The following is a 22959-nucleotide window of genomic DNA, read 5'->3' as shown; positions in this document are numbered from 1 at the left end:
GCCGTTTTTCGTGGGAATCCGCCCCTTTTGCCGGGGAAACGGATTGCCACGCCAGTGTGCGCACTGGCTCGCAATGACAGGTTTGTGCAAAACAGCTATTTTGCAACAGGCCCTTTGTTATGGGGTTCAGCGGTCCCACTTCTCGATGAGGGCACGCAGCTGGTCGGCAAACTTGCCCAGATCCTTGTTGGTGCCCCCCTTGTTGTGGGAGATGACCTCCATCAGCTTGCGGCCCACTTCCTCCAGCCGCTGGTAGGCGGGAGAGGCACCGGGGGTGGCTGCGGGCTTCTGCTCCGGCGGCAGGCCAGGAGCCAGCATCTTGTTGGACAGCAGGTCGTAGACCTCCTCATAGTTGGGGGCGTGGGCGGCCAGCCCCATCTGGCGCAGGGTGTTGGCGTAGATCTCGGTGACCTCCGCGTCGCCGTGGACCACAAAGACCTGCCGGGGCTTGGGGTTATAGCTCTCGATCCACCGCAGCAGGCCGTCCTTGTCGGCGTGGGAGCTGAGGCCGTGGAAGTTGACGATTTTGGCCCGGACGGCGATCTCCTCGCCGAAGAGCTTTACCGACGTGACCCCGTTGATGAGCCGGCGGCCCAGGCTGCCCTCGGCCTGGAAGCCCACAAAGACTACGGTACACTCGGGCCGCCACAGGTTATGTTTCAGATGGTGGCGGATCCGGCCGGCATCGCACATACCGGAGGCAGAGATGATAACCCGGGGGGTCTTGTCCTGATTAAGGGCCCGGGACTCCTCGCTGGACTCGGTGATGGTGAGGCCGGGGAACTGGAACAGGGCCCCTCCCTTCAGGGCGGCGATGGCCTCCTCGTCCAGATAGCCGTGGAGGTCGCCGGAGAAGATGCGGGTGGCCTCGCCCGCTAGGGGGGAGTCCACCACCACCTGGAAGTTGGGCACGCTCTTCACCAGCCCCTGCTCCTTCATCTCCCGGATGAAATACAGCAGCTCCTGGGTGCGGCCCACGGCGAAGGATGGGATAATCACGTTGCCCCCCTTGCCCAGGGTCTCGTCAATGATGGCGGCCAGGTCGCCGGTGTAGTCCGGCTTCTCGCTCATGTCGTGGAGCCGGTCGCCGTAAGTACTTTCCGTCAAAACATAGTCGGCCTCCCGGATGTACTCCGGGTCCCTGATAATGGGCTGGTCCCGGTTGCCGATATCGCCGGAGAAGACCACCTTCCGGGTCTCCTCCCCTTCGGTGAGCCACATTTCCACGCTGGCCGAGCCCAACAGGTGGCCCGCGTCCACAAAGCGCACCTTCACCCCGTCCTCGATCTGGAGGCGGGTGCCGTACTCACAGGTGACGATGTGCTTGATGGCGGCCTCGGCATCGGCCACGGTGTACAGGGGCTCCACCGGCTCGGCCCCGGCGCGCTTGCCCTTCTGGTTCTGCCACTGGGCGTCGCTCTCCTGGATGTGGGCCGAGTCCCGCAGCATAATGCTCAGCAGCTGCCCCGTGAGACGGGTGCAGTAGATGTTGCCTTCAAAGCCCTGCTTCACCAGCAGGGGGATGCGGCCGGAGTGGTCGATGTGGGCGTGGGTGACCACCACCGCGTCGATGTACCCGGCGTTGAAGTCCAGCTCCTGGTTGTCCCGCTCGTCCCTGCCCTGCTGCAGGCCGCAGTCCACCAGGATCTTCTTCCCGCCGCACTCCACACAGTGGCAGCTGCCGGTCACGGCACGGGCTGCGCCGAAAAAGGTCAGTTTCATGGGGCACCTCCTTGTGCATTTTCTACAAGGTTATTGTACTCCCAAAACCCGCCGGTGTAAATAGTGGAGTGACCGGGTCGGCCCGGGATGATTTCTTTCCTTTTTTGCCGGAATCCGGTATAATACGGGGGAAAGGGCGTGAGTCAATGGAGTTTTCCCAACTCAACTACTTCCGCACCGTGGCCCGCACGGGAAATATCTCCCAGGCGGCCCGGGAGCTGTTTGTCACCCAGCCCAACCTGAGCCGCTCCATTGCCCGGCTGGAGGGGGAGCTGGGGGTCCCCCTCTTTGAGCACCGGAAGGGCAAGGTGGTGCTCAACGAATATGGCCGGATCTTTCTCTCCGGGGTGGAGAACGCCTTCGGGGAGCTGAACGCCTGCATCCAGACGGTACAGCGGTTATATGAAAACAACCAGAATATCCTCTCTCTGGGCTGCTCCATCGACGGCTTTCTCCCCGACATCCTCCAGCCCTTCTCCCGGGCCCACCCGGAGATCGGCATCCGCCAGTACCAGGGGGACGCCTCCCGGCTGGCCCAGCAGCTGGTGGAGCGCACCCTCACCCTGGCGGTCACCCCCTACCCCCTCAACCACAATCTGCTCACCTTCCGCCTGCTGGGGGAGATGGACTACGGCCTGTTTGTCCACCGGGACCACCCCCTGGCAAAGGAAACCGTGGTGGAGCTAAAGGCGCTGGCCTGTCAGCCTCTGATCTGCGACGCCTCCCGGCTAGACGCCAAAACCCTCCGCTCCATCTGCCGGGCCCGGGGTTTTGAACCCACCCTGGCCTACGAGGTGGAGAGCACCAGCCTGGTCTACCGCCTGCTGGAACAAAAGGCCGGGGTGGCCGTGATGCCGGTATCCCAGATGCTGCGGCTGCGGGCCCTCTTCCCCGACAGCCCTATTCTGGTCATTCCCCTGGAGGAGGGGGTCCCTCCCGCCAGCCTGGGGGTGTCCTACCACAAGGGTTATCCCCTCACCGACGCAGCCAACGCCTTCATCCAGTTTGCCATCGACTTGCTGGTGCAGGAGAAGGTGCGGATGGCCGCCGCAGGTATAACTTCAAAAGCATAATGCTGCGCCGCAAGGGGCATTTTGAAAGTCCCCTCTGTTCCGCTATACTAAAGGTATCACAGCGGAACAGAGGGGACTTTCTCTATACCTATTTTGTATGACTCAGGTCTGTTCTGATTAACGGCGGCAGGGCCGCCCACAACATAGAAAGGATGAACAACCACATGAAACGTCTGGAAGGAAAAGTCGCTATCATCACCGGCGCCAACGCCGGTATCGGCAAGGCTACTGCCGAGCTCTTTGCCCGTGAGGGCGCCAACCTGGTGCTGGCTGCCCGCCGGCTGGACAAGCTGAAGGAAGTGGAGGAGTACGCCGCCTCTCTGGGTGTGAAGGCCATCTCCGTGTCCACCGATGTCAGCGTGGCCGCTGACTGCCGCCGTCTGGTGGATACCTGCGTGGAGACCTTCGGCCGGGTGGATATCCTGGTGAACAACGCCGGTATCGACGACAAGAATATGTCCATCACCAACTGCGACGAGGAGCTGTGGAACAAGGTCATCGCCGTGGATCAGACCTCTGTGTACTACATGATGCGGGAGGCTCTGCGGTATATGGCTCCCGCCGGTTCCGGCTCCATTGTCAACATCTCCTCCATCGGCGCCACCCGCTCCAACGCCGGTGTGTCCTACACCGCCGCCAAGATGGCCGTCATCGGCATGACCAAGAACGTGGCCATCCAGTTCGCCGGCAAGGGCATCCGGGTCAACGCCGTCTGCCCCGGCCCCACCCAGACCGACATCTTTGATCCCGCCAATCTGGCCACCTTCGACAACGAGTTCTGCCACCTGTGCGGCAAGCACTTTGACGGCTCCCTGCCCCGCACCCAGCCCGAGGATCAGGCCAACGCCATCCTCTTCTTCGCCAGCGACGAGTCCAAGGCCATCAACGGCGAGACCCTGGTGGTGGACTACGGCGCCACCATCTGATTCCATACAACACATTCCCTACAGCACAAAGAAGCCCGGCTCCCAAAAGGAGCCGGGCTTCTTTATTATCGCAAATCAGGCAAACGCGCCAATGAGCTTGACGGTGCGGTTCTGGAAGCCCAGGGCCTTGGCGCTGGCGCTCCACAGGATATCGGAGATGGCCTCATGGGCCTCCATAATGTTATCCTCGGTGACGGTGATGTCATCCAGCTCACACAGAAGGTCATAGAGCTCTCTGACATACTCCTGCTCGGTGCTGCCGTTGGTCAGCTCCAGATCCACCCGGTTGTCCAGCAGATCCACCGCCTGCTTGATGCTGCGGGCGGCCGACTGGCCGTAGGAGATGGCCTGCTTCAGATAGAGCATCTGCTGGGCGGGCACTCTGGTCTTCAGCGCGTTATTGAGGCAATCCAGGCCGTTGTTAATGGCCTTTGTGGCGCTGTCGGCATACTTGTTCAGATTCTTGGCGTCGGTGTAGGTAATCTTGCCGTCGCTGTCTCCGGGGTCAGGATCGGTGCCGGGATCAGGATCGGGGTCGGTAGTGCCGCCGCCTTCCCAGCCGCCGCTGGAGCCGCCGCCCAGGGTAATGGTGTAGGTACCCCGGTCGCCCAGATCGTCAATGACGCGGAAGTCGCCGCCCACAGTGGTGACGGTGGAGGGAGTGGGGCCGCTGTACTCTCTCACGGTGACCTTCACATAGCCGGTGGAGTGGGCCAGGACGGGGTGGGACATGGTGGTGCGGTTGTAGCTTCTGCCGTCGATGACCACGGTGTCGTTCTGGATCAGCACGGTGATGTCGCTCTTGTTGCGGACCAGCAGGTAGACCTCGATCTCGCTGCCGTCGTCAGAGTAGGGGTACTTCTGGGTCTTGCCGTAGTAGAATTCCACATTTTCGTCGCTGTACAGCTTCTCCTTGCCGCTGACGGCAGGGATGGTGTCGTCGGTCTTGCCGGTGTACAGGTTGGTGGCGTCAAAGCGGGCATAGGTGGTCTTGGAGCCGCTGCCCACGCCGCCCAGGATCACCCGGAACTGTCCGCCCACGGTCTGGACGCTGTTCAGGTTCACCAGGGAGGAATCGTAGTTCTGGATGGTGACCTTGACGGTGCCGGTGGAATTGGCCGACACGTCGTCGCTCATGACCAGGTCGTTGAAGGTGTAGCCGTTGAGGCTCACCGCGTCGGCCTGAACGGTGATGGTGCTCCCCGTCTTGTTGGTCACATTCAGATAGAGCTCGGCCTCGCCGGCGTCATATCTGCTCTTCTGAACCTTGGAGAACTTGATGCTGACATTGGAGTCCTCATAGAGGGGCTGGGTGGACAGGGCCCGCTTGGACACGGTGACGGTGCAGGTGGCCTTGACGCCGCTGGACGCGGCGGCGGTAATCACGGCGGTGCCGGGGGCCACAGCGGTCACGGTGCCATCGGCGGCCACGGTGGCCACGCTCTTGTTGGAGCTGGTCCAGGTCAGAGCCTCAGTGGAGTTGGCGGGGGTAACGGAGGCGGTAAGCTTGCCGCTCTCACCCTGCTGAATGGCCAGGGTGGTCTTATCCAGGGTGATGGCGGTAATGGTCACCGGCTTCTCCTCCAGGGTCACCTGGCGGCGCTGGTCGGGCAGCGCCATACGGGAGACGATGGTGGCCACCGAGGCGCGGTCAATGGGAGTCTCAGGCAGGAAGGTGCCGTACTTGTCGCTGCCGGTGAGAATGCCCGCCCGGTAAAGGGTGTAGATATCCTCATAGTTGGCGGACCCGGCGGCCAGGTCGGGGATGTCCCCGTTCTCGATGGTGTTGATGGCCTCCAGTTCCTCGGCGGGCAGGGCCTTCACCAGGATGCCGGCAAACTGGCGGCGGGTGGCGTTGGCGTTGTAGTCGGTGAACTGGCCGGCGGTGATGATGCCGTTTTCCACCGCGTAGTCCACATACACCTGATACCAGGGCTCACCCTGCTGGAAGTCGGCCTTGCCGGTGTGGTAGATGCTGTGCAGGCGGCAGGCCAGCGCCAGGGTGGAGCTGATGGTCAGATTCTGGGTGGGAGAGAAGGTATTGCCGCTGCTTCCCTTCACCAGATCCAGTTCGTAGGCCTTCTGCACACTCTCGGCGTACCAGCTGGAGGCGGCCACGTCGGTAAATTTCCCTGCGGGATAGTCGTTGACCTTTTTAAAGTGGTCCATGTTGTCTGCCGCCAGTGCCGCCGGCATCAGGCCCACCATGAGGGCAAGGGCCATCAGCAGGCTCAGCAGTTTGCGTTTCATCTCAGTTCCTCCTTGTCATTGACTTGCGGGCTTGTTATCCCAGGGTGGCAATAATCTCCTGTATGGCGGCGATCCGCCTCTCAGCTTTGTCCATGGACGCGCAGCCCTGATCAAAATAGAGACTCCAGGTATATTTGTTGATCTTGTTCTGGTGCCCGCTGCACTCATTCCACAGGTCATCCCGGGTCACTTTGATCAGCTCCTGGAGGCTGGTGTATCCGTCATAGGAGATGGGAATGGCATCCACATTCTTCAGCACATCCCGGGCCAGATCCAAAAATCCCACAGCCGTCACACCATTGGTCATGATCAAAAGGGTGGATGTGGGACCCACCAGATTGGGCATGGAAGAGTCCTCCACGATCTTGGCCGATCTCTGTCCGCCGGCAATGGCCTCACCAGCCTTGTCGATGTCATTCTTCAGGCTGCTCAGCTGTCCGGGGGTGAGCGTCGGGGTGCCGGGGTTGGGCTCCGGCTCCTTCTCCTCCAGGGTCAGCTGCTTGCGCTGTTCGGGCAGAGCCATGCGGGAGATGATGGCGGCCACCGAGGCCCGGTCAATGGGCGTCTCCGGCTGGAAAGTGCCGTACTTGTCGCTGCCGGTGAGGATGCCCGCCCCGTACAGGAAATAGATGAGCGCCCCATAGGAGGAGCCAATATCCACATCGGGGATGTCCCCCGGCTCAATCTGGTTGATGACCTTCAGCGCGTCAGAGGGCAGAGACTTGGCCAGGATGCCGGCGAACTGGCGGCGGGTGGCGTTGGCGTTATAATCGGTAAACTCGTCACTGGCGATGATATCGTTTGAAATGGCGTAGTCCACATACACCTGGTACCAGGGCTCCCCCTGCTGGAAGTCGGCCTTGCCGGTGTGGTAGATGCTGTGCAGGCGGCAGGACAAAGCCAGGGCGGAGCCGATGGTGATGTTCTGAGTAGGAGAGAAGGTGGTAGCGCTGCTCCCCTTCACCAGGTCCAGCTCATAGGCGTCCTTCACGCTGCCGGCATACCAGCTGTCGGCTGCCACGTCGGTAAAGGTTCCGGCGGTGTAAGTATTGACCTTCTGAAAGTTATCCAGGCTCTCCGCCGCCAGGGCCGCCCCGGGCAGCAGGGACACAGACAGCGCCAGGGCCAGCGCCCCGGCGCAGATCTTTTTTCCAATGAATCTCATGTGATCTGCTCCTCTCATTTGGTGGACCGCATCAATACAGGGTCTTTTCATTTTCCGAAAACAGCTTGTCGTTGATCTCTCCCAGCTCCATGTGATGTACGATGCCGAAACTGATGATGGCATCCCGCTTCAGCCGGGGATAGAGGGGGGCGTAGCCAGCCTGCTTAAGCAGCCGCTGGGCCTCCTCCAGGGTGGTCTCCAGCCCCACGCACAGGCAGAGCAGCCGGTCCCGGGAGGGATTGCGCCGGCCGGCAAAAACCTGGTGGAGATAGACCTCGCTCATCCCCGCCCTCCGGGCCAGGGCCGCCTTGGAAAAGTCCTTCTTCTCATATAACTCCGCCAGCAGCTCCGCAATGCTCTGGTTGGCAAAGAAGGGCTGATTGTCGTGGAGATAAGAGTCAATGTTGGCCTCGCTCATCAGATCATGGCTCAGATCGCCCGTGGTCTTATTTTCCAATCCTATCACTCCCTTTACTTTCAAATGGAAATCGTTTATACTAAATTTACAACAATTTGTACCTGGATACAATATGCCCACTGCATAGTGTACAAGGTTTTTCAGGGGTGATTTCTATTTATACCTGGCTTACCAATGCGCTTCAGGAGGAGTATGATCTGGTCCGGATTTTAAAGGAAAGTCCCCGGGGCAGTGTAAAACTCATCCGACACAAGGCCACCGGCAAACGGCTGGTACTGCGCCGGTTTACCGGCAATCCGGAAGTCTATCAAAAGCTGCTGGACTACACCTGTCCCAACCTGCCCACCGTGTACGAGGTGGCGGTGGAGGGAAGCAAGGTCCTGGCGCTGGAGGAATTTGTGGAGGGCGACACCATGGGCTTCCTGCTGCAGGAGGCCCTCTTTTCACCGGAGGAGACCCGAAAGATCGTCCGGCAGGTGTGCAAGGCCCTGTGGGTTCTCCACTCCATCGGCGCCGTCCACCGGGACGTGAAGCCGGAAAACATCATCCTCCGGGGAGACGAGGCGGTGCTCATCGACTTTGACGCCGCCCGTTTACATAAACCGGAACATGACAATGACACCCAGATCCTGGGCACCACCGGCTTTGCCGCCCCGGAGCAGTACGGCCTGTCCCAGTCGGACATCCGCACCGACATCTACTCCCTGGGGGTGCTCATCAACGTGATGCTCACCGGCCAGCACCCCTCCAAGAAGCTGGCGGGGGGCAAAATGGGCCGTATTGTGGACCGGTGTACCCACGTCAACCCCCAGCACCGCTACCGCAATGTGCTGCGGCTGATGGAGGTCCTGTGACATGACCGGCGGGACCAGGCCCTGCCCTGTCTGCGGCGCCCCCCTCCCCCAGGAGGCCTCCTTCTGTCCCTACTGCATGGAAACCCTCCGCCACCGCCGGGAGGCGGAGCCGCCCGTCCGCCGGTGGCTGAAACCGGTGAGGCAGGCCGTTCTGCCGCTGGTGCTGGCCGCTCTGGCAGCAGCGGCATTTTTGCTCTATGACGTCGTTACCCCCGACACATACGACGCCTGGGGGGAGCTGACCTACCGTCTGAACGGCAACGACTACCATTTAGCGGCCACCTTCCGCAACGACAGCGCCCCGGAGCCGGTATACACCATCCAGACCATCGAAGACTGGGACTATGACCGGGCGGCCAAGCTCTTTGTGACCCATGTGGACACCGGCGCCGACGCCGGGCAGGTCTTCCGCCAGCAGGTCGAGACCATCCAGGTCCAGGTGGTCCAGCCCCAGAACAACCCCTCCCCCATCACCTGGCAGCAGCCCACCTATCAGGGCGATCCCGCCGCCGAGGGAATGGCCCTCTCGCCGCTCTATTTTGACGGTCAGAGCCGGGGGGAGGCAGAGGTTCGGTGGGACATCCGCATGAAAAACGGGGACACCATCCTTCTGCGACACAAGATGGTGATCGAGCCGGTGGATGTAGTGGACTACACCCCGGAGGAGTACGACATGGACACCATTGAGGATCTCCAGGCCCTGGTGGATCAAATCCAGGCGGAGGTCCCCCTGCCCACGGTAGTACGGATCAATCTGCCCCCCGTCCACTACGAAGGGGGTCTCACCATCACCGGGCGGCCCATCAACCTGTACGGCACCGTGGATGACAAGAAGATGCGCACCGCTTTTCTGGGCCCGGTGACGGTGGACGTGGACCGGGGCCCCCAGTGCTTCATTCAGAACATCGACTTCCGGGGCAGCGGCTCGGGCACCGGCCTCACCGTGGAGGCCGACGGCCGGGTGCAGGACTGCCTCTTCACCGGCTGGGACACCGGCCTGCTGGTGGGCGGAGACGACTGGGCCGACCCCACCGGGTGCTGGTTTGAGGACAACGGCGTGGGCTTCCGCTTTGACAGCGTGGGGGACTACGTCAACGGCACCATGCTGGAGGGCAACACCTTTCGGAACAACGGCACTGCCGTGGAGCTGCTCCGGGTGCCCGGGGCCAAGACCTTCTACTTCAACGGCTGCGCCTTCTCCGGCAACGGCCTGAACCTCTCCAACCCCGCCGACCACCCCACCGACCTCACCCGGGCCACCTTTGACTGAGGGAGGCGAGTGCTATGAATTTACGCTGCCCCCACTGCGGCACGCCCCTTCCGGCGGAAGCCTCCTTCTGCCCCCACTGCGCCCAAAACCTCCGCACCCGACATGAGGTGGACACACCCGTCCGCCGGTGGCTGAAGCCTTTGAAGCGGACTCTCCTGCTGCTGGTGCTGGCCGTCTTTGGCTGGGCGGGCTGGCTGGTGTATGACGCCCTTGCCCCCAACGTATATGAGGCCTGGGGGGAGCTGACCTACAGCCTGAACGGCAACGACTACTACCTGTTCCTCACCTGTCAAACCGACGCCACTCCCGAGGCGGCCCACACCATGCAGGTGGAGGAGGGCGGGGTCTACGACCGGGTCTCCCGGCTGTTTGTCGCCCATGTGGACTCCGGCCAGGACGCGGGACGGGCCTTTTTCAACCAGATGGATCAGTTCCAGACCCGGGTGATCCAGCCGCCGGACAGCCCTTCCCCGGTGGTCTGCTCCCTGCCCATAGACCCCAATGACCCCTATGACGGCCTGGCCCTGACCACCCTGGATTTTACCGGCCGCAGTCAGGGGCCGGTGGAGGTAGAGTGGACCATCACCATGAAAAACGGGGACACCATCTTCCTCCGCCAGAAGATCGACTTCCAGAGGGTGGACACCGCCCACTACTACCCGGAGGACTACCCCATGGACACCATTGAGGACCTCCAGGCCCTGGTGGATCAGATTCAGGCGGAGGTCCCCCTGCCCACGGTGGTGCGGATCCACCTGCCGCCGGTGACCTATGAGGGAGGCCTCACCATTGACCGGCGGGGGATCAACCTCTCCGGCTCCACCGACGGGCAGGGCCGGCGCACCACCTTCTTAGGGCCGGTGGTGCTTGCGCCGGAGGAGGACCCTCTGTGCGACATCGAACACATCGACTTTGTGGGGAACAGCACCGGCACCGGCCTCACCGTGGCCGCCCAGTACCGGGTGCTGGACTGCTCCTTCACCGGCTGGGAGATCGGCCTGCTGGTGGGCGGGGAGGCCTGGGCCAACCCAAAAGACTGCCTCTTTACCGACAACGACATCGGCTTCCGCTTCGACAGCGGCGGAACTTACTGCAATTACACTGACTTTACCAACAACACCTTCCGGAACAACACGGTGGCGGTGGACCTTTTGCGGGTGCCCGGCCTCAGGACCATTGACTTTAAGTTCTGCCTGTTTGACAGCAACGTGGCGACCATCCTCAACCCCAACAACCATGCCATTGATACCGGAGGCGCTACCTTTACATGAAAGAGATGATCCCTATGGAACACAAATGCCCCCACTGCGGCGCAGTTCTCCCGGAGGAGTCCTCCTTCTGCCCCCACTGCGCCCAGAGCATCCGCACCCGGGAGGCGGCCCCCGTCCCCATCCATATGTGGCGGAAGGGTCTGAAATGGGTGCTGGCTCTGGCCATCGTGGCGGCGGCCGCCCTGGTGGGCTGGGCGCTGCTCCATGAGCATCCCACCGGTCTCCCCGCCGGGAAGACCACACCGGTGGTCTTTCAGGAGGACGAGGACGGCATGGTGACGGCCACTCCCGAATATCTGGAGGAGTTCTTCCCCACCCTCACCTGCATCGACTTCCGCACCACCATCAAGACCAGCGACAACATCGACGACTATCTGGTGGACAGCTTCCAGATGGCCACTCTGGTGTCCTCCCGGGGCGCCCAGAACGCCGTGGGGGAACGGGGGATGTACAACGCCGGCAGCGACTCCAATAATCGGGTGGCTCTGATGATCTTTGACGACAACACCCACCTGATGGGCTATTTCATCGGCTCCCCCACCAACCTGGGGGGCGGCAAGTGGCAGATGGACGTGGTGAACTGCGACTACGACTTCACCCACCTCTACGAGGCGGAGCTGGCCGCCTTTGAGGGCAATTGGGAGGAGGATTTCTCCACCTACATCCCGCCGGAGGAGATCGAGTCCTCCGGGGCGGTGTGGTTCTTAAACGGTTACAACACCGGCCGTGGTCCGGTGCTGCGGGAGGACGACGCCCAGATCTACGCCCTGTGGCACACCCTCCACGGCCCGGAGCCGGGGCGCCAGTGCCGGGAGATCCAGCGGCTGGAGGAGTTCCTGCCCAATGAGGGCCGGTGGATGTGCTACCTGCTGCTGGACCGGGACTACAACCTGCTGGGCTACACCATGCTGGATTACCAGGGGAACGGAGGATAAGTCATGGCGCACAAATGCCCCCACTGCGGCGCGCCTTTGCCGGCGGAGTCCTCCTTCTGCCCCCACTGCGCCACCGACATTCATCCCCGAAAACAGGCGAAAACCGCCACTCCCCTGCTGAAAAAACTGCTGCTTGGACTGCTGGCTCTGGCGGTGCTGGCCGCCGTGGGGTTCGGGCTGTGGCTGGCCTTCGCCCCCAAGACCTACGACGGCTATGGGGAGGTCCGCTACGGGGACTATCAGCTCCTGCTCACCCAGCACGCGGACCGCTACACCCCCGTGCCGGAGATGACCATTCCGGGGGAGCCGGAGGGCCAGTACCGGGTGCCCTCCCGGCTGTTTATCAACGACAGCACCGGCAACGACGTCTCCGACGCCTTCCTGGCGGAGGTGGAGGAGGTCAGCGCGGCCTTCATCGGTCAGGAGGACAGCTCCTCCCCCTACCTGTGCTCCCAGCCCGCCTACAACGAGGGAGCGCCTGAGTGCCCCCTTATCTCCCTCATCGACTTCACCGGGGAAAGCGGCACGGCAGAGTTGGTATGGACCTTCCAAATGAAAAACGGAGACACCATTTACCTCCGGCAGACCTATGAGGTGGTTCCCATCCCGGTATATGACTACCACCCGGAGGACTACCCCATGGACACGGCTGAGGAGCTCCAGGCCCTCATCGACACCATCGGCGGCCAGGCGAACGACCCGGTGGCGGTGATCAACCTCCACCTGCCCCCGGTGACCTATGAGGGTGGGATCACCATCCGGGACCGGAGCCTGAACCTGTACGGCTCCGCTGACGAAGGCGGAAACCGCACCACCTTCACCGGCCCTGTTCAGGTGGTGGCCCCCGACGGCGAGATTGCCTATCTCCAGGACATCGATTTTGTGGGGAGGGGCAGCGGCACCGGTCTCTCCGGCTCCGCTCCCTTCCGGGCCACCAACTGCACCTTCACCGGCTGGGACACCGGGGTTTATGCCTACGGCACCAGCTGGGTCAACGTCATCGGCTGCTCCTTCCAAAGCAACGGCATCGGCTTCCACTTCGACAGCACGGGAGACTACGCCAACCACTCCATGTACAACGACAACCGCTTTTTTGGCAACGATGTGGCGGTGCGGCTGGACAACGTACCCACCGACATAACCCTCAACTTCCAGGGCTCCGTCTTCCGGGCCAACGCCCAAAGCATCCTCAACCTCTGCGACCAACCCCTGGATCTGTCCCAGGCCACCTTTGAGTAAAGGAGAATCCCACCATGGAACACAAATGCCCCCACTGCGGCGCGGACCTGCCGGAAAACGCCGCCTTCTGTCCCCACTGCGCGAAGGATATCCACCACCGGAAGCAGGCAAAAACCGCCACCCCCCTGCTGAAAAAGCTGCTGGTGGGCCTGCTGGTCCTGGTGGTGGCCGCCGCCGTGGGCGGAGCAGTCTGGTACTTCAACCGGCCCTATGAGCCCCAGGAATTTGACGCGCTGGGCGAGGTGTACTACGAGAGCGGGGACAAGACCTACCAGCTGCTGGTGGCCTGGCCCAACGACCGCTGCGCCCCCGCCCCCGACATCTACCAGCAGGGCTCCCCCGATGAGCAGTACCGCTGGCCCTCCCGTTGGTACGTCAACGATGCCGCCACCGGCGCCGACGCCTGGGCGGAGTTTGAGCCTCTGGTGGAGCAGGTCACCGTGGAGGTGGTCCCCGACGAGAATGCCGCCGATCCCCTCACCGCCGGGGAGCCCCGTCATGACGAGGACTACTCCCCCGACGCCGCCATGATCTGCTCCCTGGACTTTACGGGCAATTCCGGGGAGTCCCAGATCGTCTGGACCGTTCAGATGAAAAACGGGGACGTGATCCGGGTCCGCCAGAACATCCACGTCACCGCCATCATCACCCACGAGTACCACTGGGAGGACACCCCCATGGACACCGTGGAGGATCTCCAGGCCCTGCTGGATCAGACCGCCAAGGACATCGCCCCCTCCGATCTGGTGTACATCTACCTGCCCCCGGTGACCTACGAGGGGGATCTGACCCTGAGCCGCTCCTATGAGTTCTACGGCTGCACCGACCAGGGGGCGGACCGCACCACCCTCAAGGGTTCCATAACCATGAACGGCAGCGCCAGCTTCTACTGGATCAACTACTTCTACGACATGGATTTCGTGGGGGACGGCACCAACACCGGCATCATCGCCCCCACCAAGGCCTGGGCCATCGGCTGCTCCTTTACCGGCTACAAGACCGGCTTCCAGTCCCAGGGGGAGGCCTGGATCAATGTGACCGAGTGTACCTTTATGGAGAACGAGGTAGGCCTCCACTTCAACGCCACCGGTCAGTCCGCCTCGGACAGCCGCTACCACGACAACCAGTTCATCAACAACGGCACCGCCGTGCTGATGGAGAACGTACCCACTGACATCACCCTGGACTTTGCGGGCACCGTGTTTTCCGGCAACGACACCGACGTGGACAACCAGTGTGACCATCCCATTGATTTGTCCAACGCCATCCTTGATCCGGAAGGATAAACCCATATTGATAGACACACAGCCAAACCGACTGATTGCCATCTGGACGAACAAGGGCCTGCTGTCTGCGTATCGCAGACAGCAGGCCCTTTCCTTATCGGTGGGTTTCTGCATTGCAATGGAAAAAGGGCAATGCTATAATAATATACAAAATATCCAGTATTTTCATAGAACGATCATTTGAAGAAACTGGGAGCGTGGATCGGGTGAGCTTTGAACAGGTATATCGTGACTATTATCTCAAAGTATTCCGCTATGTAAAGCAGCATACGCTATCCCGCCAGGACGCAGAAGATCTGACCCAGGAGGTCTTTGTGGCTTGCTACCGGAATTTTGACAGCTTTGACCCCCAAAAGGCCTCTGTGGGGACCTGGGTCTATGTCATTATGAAAAACCGCCTGAAAAACTACTACCGGGACAAGAAAGAGTTCCTGTCCCTGGACGATGAGAACGTCCCGGAACTGCCCGGGGACACCTCTGTGGCCCAGGCCATCCTGCTGGAGGAGGAGCGGCGGGCCCTGTCCTCTGCCATGAACATTCTGTCTGAGCGTGAACGCACCATCATTGTAGAACGGTATTTCCATAAAAAGACCTCGGGGGAGATTGCCGGCATCCTGAAGATGACGGACGTCAATGTCCGGGTGACCCTCAAGCGGGCCCTGGAAAAAATCCGGAAATACTTTGAAGCCCAAGGACTGTGAGGTGCATGATCCCATGACAAGCGTATTTCGCAAAACCGCGTTGGAGCGGCTCAGCTCCCCCGACCGGCTGGATGGTATGCTCAAGCTCACAAGCCCCATGTCCTGGCTGGGCATTGCCGCGGCGGCCGTCCTTGCGGCCAGCGTGGTCATCTGGTCTTTTGTGGGGCGCATCCCCACAACGGTGGATACATACGGCTTTTTGACCTATGACTATGGCGCCAACTCCCTGTACAATACAGCGGCCGGAGAGGTGTCCTCCCTTCTGGTGCACAGCGGCGACTGTGTAGAGGCAGGAACGCCGGTGGCGGAGATCCTGACTTCCACCGGACAGACCGTTGTGGTACCGGCGGACCAGTCCGGCATGATCCGGGAGGATCTGGTGGCGCCGGGGGAGTATGTGGTGCCCAATCAAGCCCTGTTCCGCATCTCTCCGGACAGTGACAGCGGGCTGTCGGTGGTCTGCTATGTGAGTCAGGAAACCGCCCTTCAGCTGGAACCCGGCATGGAGGCGGTGATCTATCTGGACGGCGTGGGGGATGCCTGCGGCTGGATGGAAGGTCAGGTGGCCTGTGTGGACCGGGTCCACACCACCGCCGAGTCCATGGCCGCCGTGGTGGGAAACGACGCCCAGACCATCGAAATGCTGATGAGCGCAGGGCCTGTGGTGGCGGTGACCTGTACCCTTCGGGAGGACAGCACCACCGCCAGCGGATATTATTTTTCCGGCGCCGCCGGGGCTGAGCAGGTCCTGTACGGAGGCTCCTCCGCCTCGGTGCAGATCACGCTGGGACAGAGCGCCCCCATCGCCTGGGTCTTTCCCATGTTTGGAGGGGAGGCCTCATGAGCAGATTATACTGCAAAACCCCCACCATCTTTCAAATGGAAGGAACGGAGTGCGGCGCCGCCTCTCTGGCCATGATCTGTGCCTATTGGGGCAAATATGTGCCGCTGGAGCAGATGCGGGTGGAGACGGGCGTATCACGGGACGGCTGCAACGCCCGCAACATCATGTACGCCGCCCGCAAATTCGGGCTGGAATGTCACGGCTACCGCAAGGAGCCGGAAGCTTTGAAGCAGCTGGAGATGCCCTGTCTGATTCACTGGAACTTCAACCATTTTGTGGTGCTGGAGGGCTTTAAGGGGTCCTTTGTCTACCTCAACGACCCGGCCCTGGGCCGGCGCAAGCTGACCATGGAGGACCTGGACGAGGGGTTTACCGGCGTGGTGCTCACCTTTCACCCCACCCCCCAGTTTGAAAAGGCCAAACGGGAAAACACCCTGTTTCCTCTGATCAAACAGCGCATCCGGGGGCAGAAGGGCGCCCTGGCCCAGATGCTGTGTCTGGGGCTGCTGATGATCCTCCCCGGTCTCATCCTACCCGTCTTTTCCCAGGTGTTTCTGGACCGGGTCCTGGGGGCGGGCGCCGTCCCCTGGTTTTACCAGTTCATCGGTTTTCTCATCCTGACCCTCCTGTTCCGGCTTCTGTTGGAGGCATACAGCGCCAAACTCCTGTTGAAGATGCAGAACAAACTGACGCTGCTCTCCTCCCGGGAATTGCTGGAGCACCTGTTCCGCCTCCCGGTGGGCTTCTTTGCCCAGCGCTCCCCCGGCGACCTCCTGGGCCGGGTGGGCAACAACGACAACGTCAACAACTTTATCGCCGGCGATCTGGCAAACATTTTTCTGGACATTTTCGTGGCTGCCTTTTATCTGGTGCTGCTGCTTTTCTACAACCCCCTGATGACCGCCATCGGACTGGTGGGGATTCTGTTCAATGTTGTGATCGCCAGAATTACCGCCAGCCGGATCTCCAACCGGGTGCAGAAGCTGCAGCAGGACAGCGGCAAACTGACCGGCGTGGTGTGCGCCGGTCTCAGCGTTACCTCTACCCTGAAAGCCTCGGGCGCGGAGAGCGCCTACAGCTCCCGTGTCCTGGGCTACCAGGCCAAGGCGGCCTCCACAGAGCAGGCCATCAGCCAGACCCAGTCCGTGACAGGGGCGCTGCCCGGAATGGTGGACAACCTCATCGATATTCTGCTTTTGCTGGTGGGCGCTGTCTTTGTCATCCAGGGCCACATGACCCTGGGTATGCTGTCGGCATTTACCTCCCTGTTTGCCTCCTTCTCCGCGCCTGTGGAGACGCTGGTGGCCTTTATTCAGCAGATTCAGACGCTGAAAGCCGATATCGCCCGGGTAGACGACATCCTGCGCCATCCGGTGGATGAGAAATTCCAGGAAACCACGGTGCAGAAGTTTTCTCAGGCCAAGCTCTCCGGTCGGGTGGCCCTGGAGGAGGTCTCCTTTGGGTACAGCCATCTGGCCAAACCCCTGGTCACCGGCTTTTCCTTTTCTCTGGAGCCCGGCAGTTCGGTGGCCCTGGTAGGCGGCTCTGGCTGCGGAAAATCCACCATTGCCAAAATCGTCAGCGGGCTGTATCGCCCCTGGGCAGGCAGGGTCCTGCTGGACGGAGTCCCGCTGGAAGAGATCCCGTCGGACGTGCTCCATGCCAGCGTGTCCACCGTAAGCCAGAATATTACCCTCTTTTCCGGTACCATCCGGGACAATCTGACCATGTGGAATCACGCCGTTCTGGAGCGGGACATGATTAACGCCGCAAAGGACGCCTGCATCCACGAATTGATTACCCAAAAGCCGGGCGCATATGAGTTCAGGCTCACCGAGGGAGGAAGCAACCTCTCCGGCGGACAGCGTCAGCGCCTGGAAATTGCCCGTGCCCTGGCGACCAACCCCACGGTGCTCATCATGGATGAAGCCACCAGCGCCCTGGACCCCATCACCGAAAAACAGATCATTGAGAACATCAAGCGCCGCGGGTGTACCTGCATCATTGTGGCCCACCGGCTCAGCGCCGTACGCAACAGCGATGAGATCCTGGTGATGGATAGCGGCAGCATTGTAGAGCGGGGTTCCCATACTCAGCTGGCGGCTCTGGACGGACTCTACTGCCGGTTCATGTCAATGAACTGAAAGGAGGCTGCATCATGCAGACGGAAACCGCCAATCTCATTGGGTTGACCGGCGGCGCATATTACATCACCGAAACTCCCACAGACGCATACCGGGTGCTGTCAGGCAGCGTCCATATCTATGTGGTGCCCTGGACAGAGGGACAGCCGGGACGCCGGTCCCTGATCTGCACCGCAGAGCAAAATACCATTTTCCCCGCCTTTTCTCACACAGACGCCGAGGGCGGCCTGTGGCGCTTTCTGGTAACACCGGCGGAGGAGCACGCCCAGCTGGAGCGTCTGGAGGGGCTCTCCACCGGACCCCTGCAAAAAAAATTCCTGGGCAGAGCGGGGATCGAAAACCCCGGCCGGGAGACTTACGGCAATCTGCTGGTGGACCGCTACCGCCTGAACCTGGTGCAGGAGGACGGCTACCTGATCCGCACGGACAAGGAAAAAGAGGATGTGCGGGCCCGCACCGATGAGATGATCGCCTCCTTCTTTTCCAAGGAAAAGGACATACCCAGGGAAAGCGGGGAGCACCCGGTCTATCAGGTCATGGCAGAGCTGTGCCACCGTATGCGCATCCCCATCGCCCCCTACGAAAAGATCACAGCCTGCTGCCGGCAGGAGGTCTCCGTGGAGGAAGTGGCCCGCATTTCTCACATTCCCTGCCGGAAGATTCTGCTGGAGGAAAACTGGCATAAGGCGGATGCCGGGCCCATTATGGTACAATTTGGCCGGGAAAGGGAACCGGCCGCCTGTATTCCCAGAGGGCGGGGCAAGTATCTGCTCTGCCGCAGCGGGGAAAAGGCGGTCCCTCTGACCCGAGCGCTGGCGGAGCAGTGCGATCCCCAGGCCCATGTCATCTACCGCCCCTTCCCCCTTCAGGGAATGACGGCGAAGGATCTGGCGGCCTACTGCTGGTCCTGCCTGTCCCGGGTCGATCTGGCGGTTATCATCGGGCTGACCATCCTGTCCGCGCTTATCGGCCTGCTGATCCCCACCTTGAATCAGATGCTCTACGACCGCTTCATTCCCTCCGGACAGATGGGAATGGTGTTTCAGATTTGCTGTCTGGTAGGCGCGTTTATGGTGGGCAATCTGCTCTTTTCCGTGGTAAAAAGTCTGGCCACCTTCCGGCTGGACAGCCGGATCCGGTACGATGTGCAAAACGCGGTCTACCACCGGATCTTTGAATTGCCGGAAAACTTCTTCCGCAACTACGAGAGCGCTGATCTGGCCCAGCGGGTTATGGAACTGGGCAGCCTGGTCAGCTCTGTGTCCGGAATGCTGTTGGGGCTGGGGCTCAGCCTGATCTCCGCCCTGTTCTACGGCATACGGATGTTCACCTATTCTCCCCAGCTCTCTCTGGTGTCCCTGTCGGTCACGCTGCTGTTCTCCTTGATCAGCTATCTTCTGGCGCGCCGCCGTATGGTCTATCAGGCCCAGGTCATGGAGATGGACGGAAAGAGCAGCTCTCTCCTGTTCCAGTTTTTGCTGGGGATCGAGAAGATCAGAACCGCCGGCGTGGAGGAGCGGACTATTTTTGAATATATGCGCGCTTTTATGGAGCAGCGCCGGCTGGAAACACGGCTGGGCCGGCTGTCCAACCTCAGCGCCCTGCTCTCCTCCGCCAGCAGCGGGATCTTTCTGGTATTGATCTATTGGATCGCGGCCCAGTCCGCTTCCATCACCATGGGCAGCTTCGTCGGTTTTAACTCGGCGTTCGGCATGGTCTCCGGCGCCATCAGCAGCCTGTTCAGCGCGCTGATCTCCTATCAGCTGCTGAAACCCACCTACCGGCGGGTGAAGGCCATTCTGGAGACGGTGCCGGAAGGGGGCGGCGACAAGCGTCTGCCCGGCCAGCTCACCGGCAGCATCGACCTGGATCACGTGGCCTTCTCCTACGACCCGGAGACCCCGCCTGTGTTTCGGGACCTCTCCCTTCACATCCGGCCCGGCGAATATGTGGGCATCGTGGGCGCTTCCGGCTGCGGAAAATCCACCCTGCTCAAGCTTCTGCTGGGATTTGAGAAGGCCACCTCAGGCCGGATCTACTATGACGACCAGGATATGGACGAGCTGGACCTGCAGGAGCTGAGAAAGCACTTCGGCGTGGTGCTGCAGGACGGCGAGCTCATCTCAGGGAGCATCTTTGAGAACATCACCCTTACCGCCCCCAACGCCGGACGAACCCGGGTGGAGCAGGTGGTGGAGGCGGTAGGCCTGGCCAGAGATATCCAGGAGATGCCCATGGGGCTGGAGACCATGGTCAGCGAACACTGCAACACCATCTCCGGCGGCCAGAAGCAGCGCATTCTCATTGCCAGGGCCATCATCAACAGACCCAACATTCTCTTCTTTGACGAGGCCACCAGCGCCCTGGATAACCTGACGCAGGCCCAGGTGTGCAAAGCGCTGGAGGAAATGGGCAGCACCCGGGTGGTCATCGCCCACCGGCTCAGCACCATACAAAGCTGTGACCGCATCCTGGTGATGGACCATGGAGATATTGTGGAAGCGGGAAATTATGAACAGCTGATGGCCCAGGGCGGGCTCTTCCATGAGCTGGCCAGCCGCCAGATCCTGTAAGGATTCGCATCTCTTGTAACAGATCCGGTTTTGGCGTGTATATCAATGTAGAACAACCATAGCAGTTGATTGGCCGCAGAGCGATCCGTGCCGGACCGGCCCGACCAGAACATATACCCGGGGAGGTAATCTGATGGAGCCAGATCAAATCAAAAACATCAACCATATGCCGGAGGAGATCCCGGAGGAACTGAAAGCCATCGACCAGCGGCTGAAGCGGGTGTCCGATCTCCAATGTTTTGATGGATGCTCTGAGGAACTGGGAGAGGACGAGCTGGAACTGGTCACAGCCGCAGGCAGTTCCAACCCATACAAAGATTTTATCAAGCGAATCGACAACAAAAACCATTGAGCGTCAGCGCTGAGGGGCCGCAGTCTGTCTGCGGCATTGTGGGCAAATAAGACAGCCGGCGGGAAGGGGCTAGTAACATGAACAGGCACATAGAGCAGGACCGGGTGCGCTGGGAGGAGGACGATGGGAAGCTGCTGTTTTCCATCACAGAAACCCTATCAGGAGATACCGTAACCCTAAGTTTGTCGGGCACACTCTCCTCGGTTGTGGCGCCCGCCTTTGAGGACGAGCTGATGGCGGCGGCCTGCGTCCGCAGCAGGATTGCCGTGGATTTTTCCGGCTTGCAAGTCATCTCCAGCGGGGGCCTGAAGGCCCTGCTCACCGTCCAGCGCCTGCTGGACCAACGTCCCGGCTCCATGCTGAAGCTGTGCGCCATGAGCCCTGCGGTCCACGCCACCTTTGCAGAGATCGGGTTTGACGAACTGTTTGAGATTGAGAGCTGAGGTGAACGTGGATGTTGATGCAAGAGGACTATACCGAAAACCTTCCCTTTGTTTACGCGCTCTGCTGCCCGGCCGACTGGGAGCGGGTGTCCCCCCTGCTGGAGATCCTGCAAAAGAATGACTGCAGGCTCTGTTGGGACCAGCCGTCCGCTGCTGGAAACGCCCCTGCTGCCGAAAACGCCGAGGTCATACTGGCCTTCTTATCCCGGCAGTCGGTGGAGGACCACAGCTTTCGCAGCCGCTTCAACCGCAGCATTCTGGGCGGCAAACCGGTGGCGGCCGTGCTCCTTGACCCGGTGGAGCTCTCCCCCGTCATGAAGGCCCAGCTGGAGCTGGAGCAGGTGGCGGCGGTGGACTACGCCGTCTGCCACACCGACGGCGCCTGCTGTCTTGCCCTGCTGCAGCTGCCCGCGATGAAGCCCTGCCTGGAGGAGGGCAAGACCATCCACATCCCCAAGGCCAGCATCAAAAAATATTACCTGAAACGGCGGTCTACGGGAGAGGCCATCCAGATCTCCAAGGACGAGTTTACCGTGGGAAGAAAGCTCACCTGCAGCTACGCCATTCCGGACAATGAGAGCATCAGCCGCATCCATGCGGTGTTTCATCTGAAAAATGGGATCTGTACCGTGATGGACCATCATTCCACCAACAAGGTCTATGTCAACGACCGGGAGTTGGATGAGGAGGAGCAGTTCCAAATCAAGAGCGGGGATGTGCTGGAGCTGGGTACGGAAACCTTTATTGTGGACGTCATAGAGTAAGGAGGCCTCCCCATGAACGTCAGCGCATCCTATTATTCGGATATCGGCGGCAGGAAGGAAAATGAAGACACCGTTGCGCTGCTGGAGAGCGGCGACACCATGGCAGGCCTGATCGCAGATGGTCTGGGCGGGCATAAGGGCGGCAAGGCCGCGGCCCAGCTGGCCGTCCAGACAGTGGGGGGCGGCATCATGGGCAAGCCCGTCTCGGTGGTCGCCCTCAGGGGGGCTGTGGAGCAGGCCAACACCCTCATTTGGGAGCAGCGCCAGGCCTCCGGCATGAAAAGCACCCTGGCCGCCGTGTGGTTTGACGGCCGGGCCGCTTTGGCCGCCAATGTGGGCGATACCCGGATCTATCAGTTCCGGGAAGGCAGTATCCTGTATCAGTCCCGGGACCACAGCACCGCCCAGCTGGCCCTGTGGGCCGGCGACATCACCCCGGCCGAGCTGCGCACCTGCAAGGACCGCCACCGGCTCACCCGCGCCCTGGGCGCACAGGATGATGTGACGGTGGATATTGCCCATCTGGAGCTGGCTCCGGGGGACGGGCTGCTCCTGTGCAGCGACGGTTTCTGGGAGAAGATCCAGGAGTCGGAGATGGCATACGACCTCTCCGGCGCCTCCACCGCCCTGCAATGGCTGGAGGCCATGCGCGCCCGCCTTGCCGTCCGGGGCGCCCACACCGGAGACAACCATTCCGCCATCGCCATGCTCATCCGGTGAGCGCGGGAG

General features: G+C 61.2%; 20 protein-coding genes. 16 read left to right on the top strand and 4 right to left on the bottom strand.

Translation table 11 applies throughout. From position 1 onward, the window contains the following. Positions 1-126: 126 nt before the first annotated feature. Positions 127-1722 (bottom strand): MBL fold metallo-hydrolase RNA specificity domain-containing protein, encoded by a 1596-nt coding sequence (locus tag B5G42_RS14285; RefSeq protein ID WP_087271661.1) that lies wholly within the window; start codon positions 1720-1722, stop codon positions 127-129. 146 nt (positions 1723-1868) lie between these two features. Here B5G42_RS14285 and B5G42_RS14280 point away from each other — a divergent pair, with 146 nt between their 5' ends. After that, positions 1869-2795 (top strand): LysR family transcriptional regulator, encoded by a 927-nt coding sequence (locus B5G42_RS14280; RefSeq protein ID WP_087271658.1) that lies wholly within the window; start codon positions 1869-1871, stop codon positions 2793-2795. 164 nt (positions 2796-2959) lie between these two features. Next, on the top strand, positions 2960-3721 hold the full coding sequence (locus B5G42_RS14275; RefSeq protein WP_087271655.1) for an SDR family NAD(P)-dependent oxidoreductase: 762 nt from the start codon (positions 2960-2962) through the stop codon (positions 3719-3721). A gap of 75 nt (positions 3722-3796) precedes the next feature. On the opposite strand, the gene B5G42_RS14270 is transcribed toward B5G42_RS14275, so the two are convergent. The 3 genes from B5G42_RS14270 to B5G42_RS14260 are packed head-to-tail and all read right to left on the bottom strand — an operon-like array spanning position 3797 to position 7602. Next, complete coding sequence (locus B5G42_RS14270; RefSeq protein WP_087271652.1) at positions 3797-5971, bottom strand: S-layer homology domain-containing protein; 2175 nt, start codon at positions 5969-5971, stop codon at positions 3797-3799. 34 nt (positions 5972-6005) lie between these two features. After that, positions 6006-7136: an S-layer homology domain-containing protein gene (locus B5G42_RS14265; protein ID WP_162611113.1), complete on the bottom strand. Its 1131-nt coding sequence runs from the start codon at positions 7134-7136 to the stop codon at positions 6006-6008. A 31-nt stretch (positions 7137-7167) separates the two neighbouring features. Continuing rightward, positions 7168-7602: a helix-turn-helix domain-containing protein gene (locus B5G42_RS14260; RefSeq protein WP_087271646.1), complete on the bottom strand. Its 435-nt coding sequence runs from the start codon at positions 7600-7602 to the stop codon at positions 7168-7170. 98 nt (positions 7603-7700) lie between these two features. On the opposite strand from B5G42_RS14260, the gene B5G42_RS14255 reads away from it, so the two are divergent. The 14 genes from B5G42_RS14255 to B5G42_RS14190 all read left to right on the top strand — a co-directional run bounded on the left by B5G42_RS14255 (position 7701) and on the right by B5G42_RS14190 (position 22950). Beyond that, entirely contained in the window at positions 7701-8408 is a 708-nt protein-coding gene (locus B5G42_RS14255; protein WP_087271643.1) for a serine/threonine protein kinase, read from the top strand. Between the two features lies 1 nt (position 8409). Next, complete coding sequence (locus B5G42_RS14250; RefSeq protein ID WP_087271640.1) at positions 8410-9678, top strand: zinc ribbon domain-containing protein; 1269 nt, start codon at positions 8410-8412, stop codon at positions 9676-9678. A 14-nt stretch (positions 9679-9692) separates the two neighbouring features. After that, a complete protein-coding gene (locus B5G42_RS14245; RefSeq protein WP_087271637.1) occupies positions 9693-10949 on the top strand; it encodes a zinc-ribbon domain-containing protein in 1257 nt (418 codons plus the stop codon). Between the two features lie 14 nt (positions 10950-10963). Continuing rightward, entirely contained in the window at positions 10964-11884 is a 921-nt protein-coding gene (locus tag B5G42_RS14240; protein ID WP_162611112.1) for a zinc ribbon domain-containing protein, read from the top strand. Positions 11885-11887: 3 nt separating this feature from the next. Continuing rightward, entirely contained in the window at positions 11888-13123 is a 1236-nt protein-coding gene (locus B5G42_RS14235) for a zinc-ribbon domain-containing protein (protein WP_087271631.1), read from the top strand. A gap of 14 nt (positions 13124-13137) precedes the next feature. Continuing rightward, positions 13138-14409 carry a zinc ribbon domain-containing protein gene (locus tag B5G42_RS14230; RefSeq protein WP_087271628.1) on the top strand — a complete coding sequence of 424 codons (1272 nt, stop codon included), beginning with the start codon at positions 13138-13140 and terminating at the stop codon, positions 14407-14409. Positions 14410-14615: 206 nt separating this feature from the next. Then, a complete protein-coding gene (locus B5G42_RS14225) occupies positions 14616-15110 on the top strand; it encodes an RNA polymerase sigma factor (protein ID WP_162611111.1) in 495 nt (164 codons plus the stop codon). A 13-nt stretch (positions 15111-15123) separates the two neighbouring features. Beyond that, complete coding sequence (locus tag B5G42_RS14220) at positions 15124-15954, top strand: HlyD family efflux transporter periplasmic adaptor subunit (protein ID WP_140399860.1); 831 nt, start codon at positions 15124-15126, stop codon at positions 15952-15954. Next, entirely contained in the window at positions 15951-18098 is a 2148-nt protein-coding gene (locus B5G42_RS14215) for an NHLP family bacteriocin export ABC transporter peptidase/permease/ATPase subunit (RefSeq protein ID WP_087271618.1), read from the top strand. The genes B5G42_RS14220 and B5G42_RS14215 overlap by 4 nt, the downstream gene beginning before the upstream one ends. A gap of 14 nt (positions 18099-18112) precedes the next feature. Further along, positions 18113-20671, top strand: a complete 2559-nt coding sequence (locus B5G42_RS14210; RefSeq protein ID WP_087271615.1) for an NHLP bacteriocin export ABC transporter permease/ATPase subunit — start codon at positions 18113-18115, stop codon at positions 20669-20671. Positions 20672-20804: 133 nt separating this feature from the next. Then, a complete protein-coding gene (locus B5G42_RS14205) occupies positions 20805-21023 on the top strand; it encodes a hypothetical protein (RefSeq protein ID WP_087271613.1) in 219 nt (72 codons plus the stop codon). Positions 21024-21100: 77 nt separating this feature from the next. After that, on the top strand, positions 21101-21466 hold the full coding sequence (locus B5G42_RS14200; RefSeq protein WP_087271610.1) for an STAS domain-containing protein: 366 nt from the start codon (positions 21101-21103) through the stop codon (positions 21464-21466). 11 nt (positions 21467-21477) lie between these two features. Next, complete coding sequence (locus B5G42_RS14195) at positions 21478-22230, top strand: FHA domain-containing protein (RefSeq protein ID WP_087271608.1); 753 nt, start codon at positions 21478-21480, stop codon at positions 22228-22230. 12 nt (positions 22231-22242) lie between these two features. After that, positions 22243-22950, top strand: coding sequence for a PP2C family protein-serine/threonine phosphatase (locus B5G42_RS14190; RefSeq protein ID WP_087271605.1), 708 nt, complete (start codon positions 22243-22245; stop codon positions 22948-22950). Positions 22951-22959 lie beyond the last annotated feature (9 nt).

Origin of the sequence: Flavonifractor sp. An91 (genome assembly GCF_002159225.1) — a bacterium.
Lineage (GTDB): Bacteria > Bacillota > Clostridia > Oscillospirales > Oscillospiraceae > Flavonifractor > Flavonifractor avicola.
This window is presented reverse-complemented; position numbering and strand designations above follow the sequence as displayed.

What these genes read in the sequence shown, in the direction of transcription:
- B5G42_RS14285 (WP_087271661.1), bottom strand. Translation starts at nt 1,722, where the DNA reads ATGAAACTGACCTTTTTCGGCGCAGCCCGTGCCGTGACCGGCAGCTGC.
- B5G42_RS14280 (WP_087271658.1), top strand. Translation starts at nt 1,869, where the DNA reads ATGGAGTTTTCCCAACTCAACTACTTCCGCACCGTGGCCCGCACGGGA.
- B5G42_RS14275 (WP_087271655.1), top strand. Translation starts at nt 2,960, where the DNA reads ATGAAACGTCTGGAAGGAAAAGTCGCTATCATCACCGGCGCCAACGCC.
- B5G42_RS14270 (WP_087271652.1), bottom strand. Translation starts at nt 5,971, where the DNA reads ATGAAACGCAAACTGCTGAGCCTGCTGATGGCCCTTGCCCTCATGGTG.
- B5G42_RS14265 (WP_162611113.1), bottom strand. Translation starts at nt 7,136, where the DNA reads ATGAGATTCATTGGAAAAAAGATCTGCGCCGGGGCGCTGGCCCTGGCG.
- B5G42_RS14250 (WP_087271640.1), top strand. Translation starts at nt 8,410, where the DNA reads ATGACCGGCGGGACCAGGCCCTGCCCTGTCTGCGGCGCCCCCCTCCCC.
- B5G42_RS14245 (WP_087271637.1), top strand. Translation starts at nt 9,693, where the DNA reads ATGAATTTACGCTGCCCCCACTGCGGCACGCCCCTTCCGGCGGAAGCC.
- B5G42_RS14240 (WP_162611112.1), top strand. Translation starts at nt 10,964, where the DNA reads ATGGAACACAAATGCCCCCACTGCGGCGCAGTTCTCCCGGAGGAGTCC.
- B5G42_RS14235 (WP_087271631.1), top strand. Translation starts at nt 11,888, where the DNA reads ATGGCGCACAAATGCCCCCACTGCGGCGCGCCTTTGCCGGCGGAGTCC.
- B5G42_RS14230 (WP_087271628.1), top strand. Translation starts at nt 13,138, where the DNA reads ATGGAACACAAATGCCCCCACTGCGGCGCGGACCTGCCGGAAAACGCC.
- B5G42_RS14220 (WP_140399860.1), top strand. Translation starts at nt 15,124, where the DNA reads ATGACAAGCGTATTTCGCAAAACCGCGTTGGAGCGGCTCAGCTCCCCC.
- B5G42_RS14215 (WP_087271618.1), top strand. Translation starts at nt 15,951, where the DNA reads ATGAGCAGATTATACTGCAAAACCCCCACCATCTTTCAAATGGAAGGA.
- B5G42_RS14210 (WP_087271615.1), top strand. Translation starts at nt 18,113, where the DNA reads ATGCAGACGGAAACCGCCAATCTCATTGGGTTGACCGGCGGCGCATAT.
- B5G42_RS14205 (WP_087271613.1), top strand. Translation starts at nt 20,805, where the DNA reads ATGGAGCCAGATCAAATCAAAAACATCAACCATATGCCGGAGGAGATC.
- B5G42_RS14200 (WP_087271610.1), top strand. Translation starts at nt 21,101, where the DNA reads ATGAACAGGCACATAGAGCAGGACCGGGTGCGCTGGGAGGAGGACGAT.
- B5G42_RS14195 (WP_087271608.1), top strand. Translation starts at nt 21,478, where the DNA reads ATGTTGATGCAAGAGGACTATACCGAAAACCTTCCCTTTGTTTACGCG.
- B5G42_RS14190 (WP_087271605.1), top strand. Translation starts at nt 22,243, where the DNA reads ATGAACGTCAGCGCATCCTATTATTCGGATATCGGCGGCAGGAAGGAA.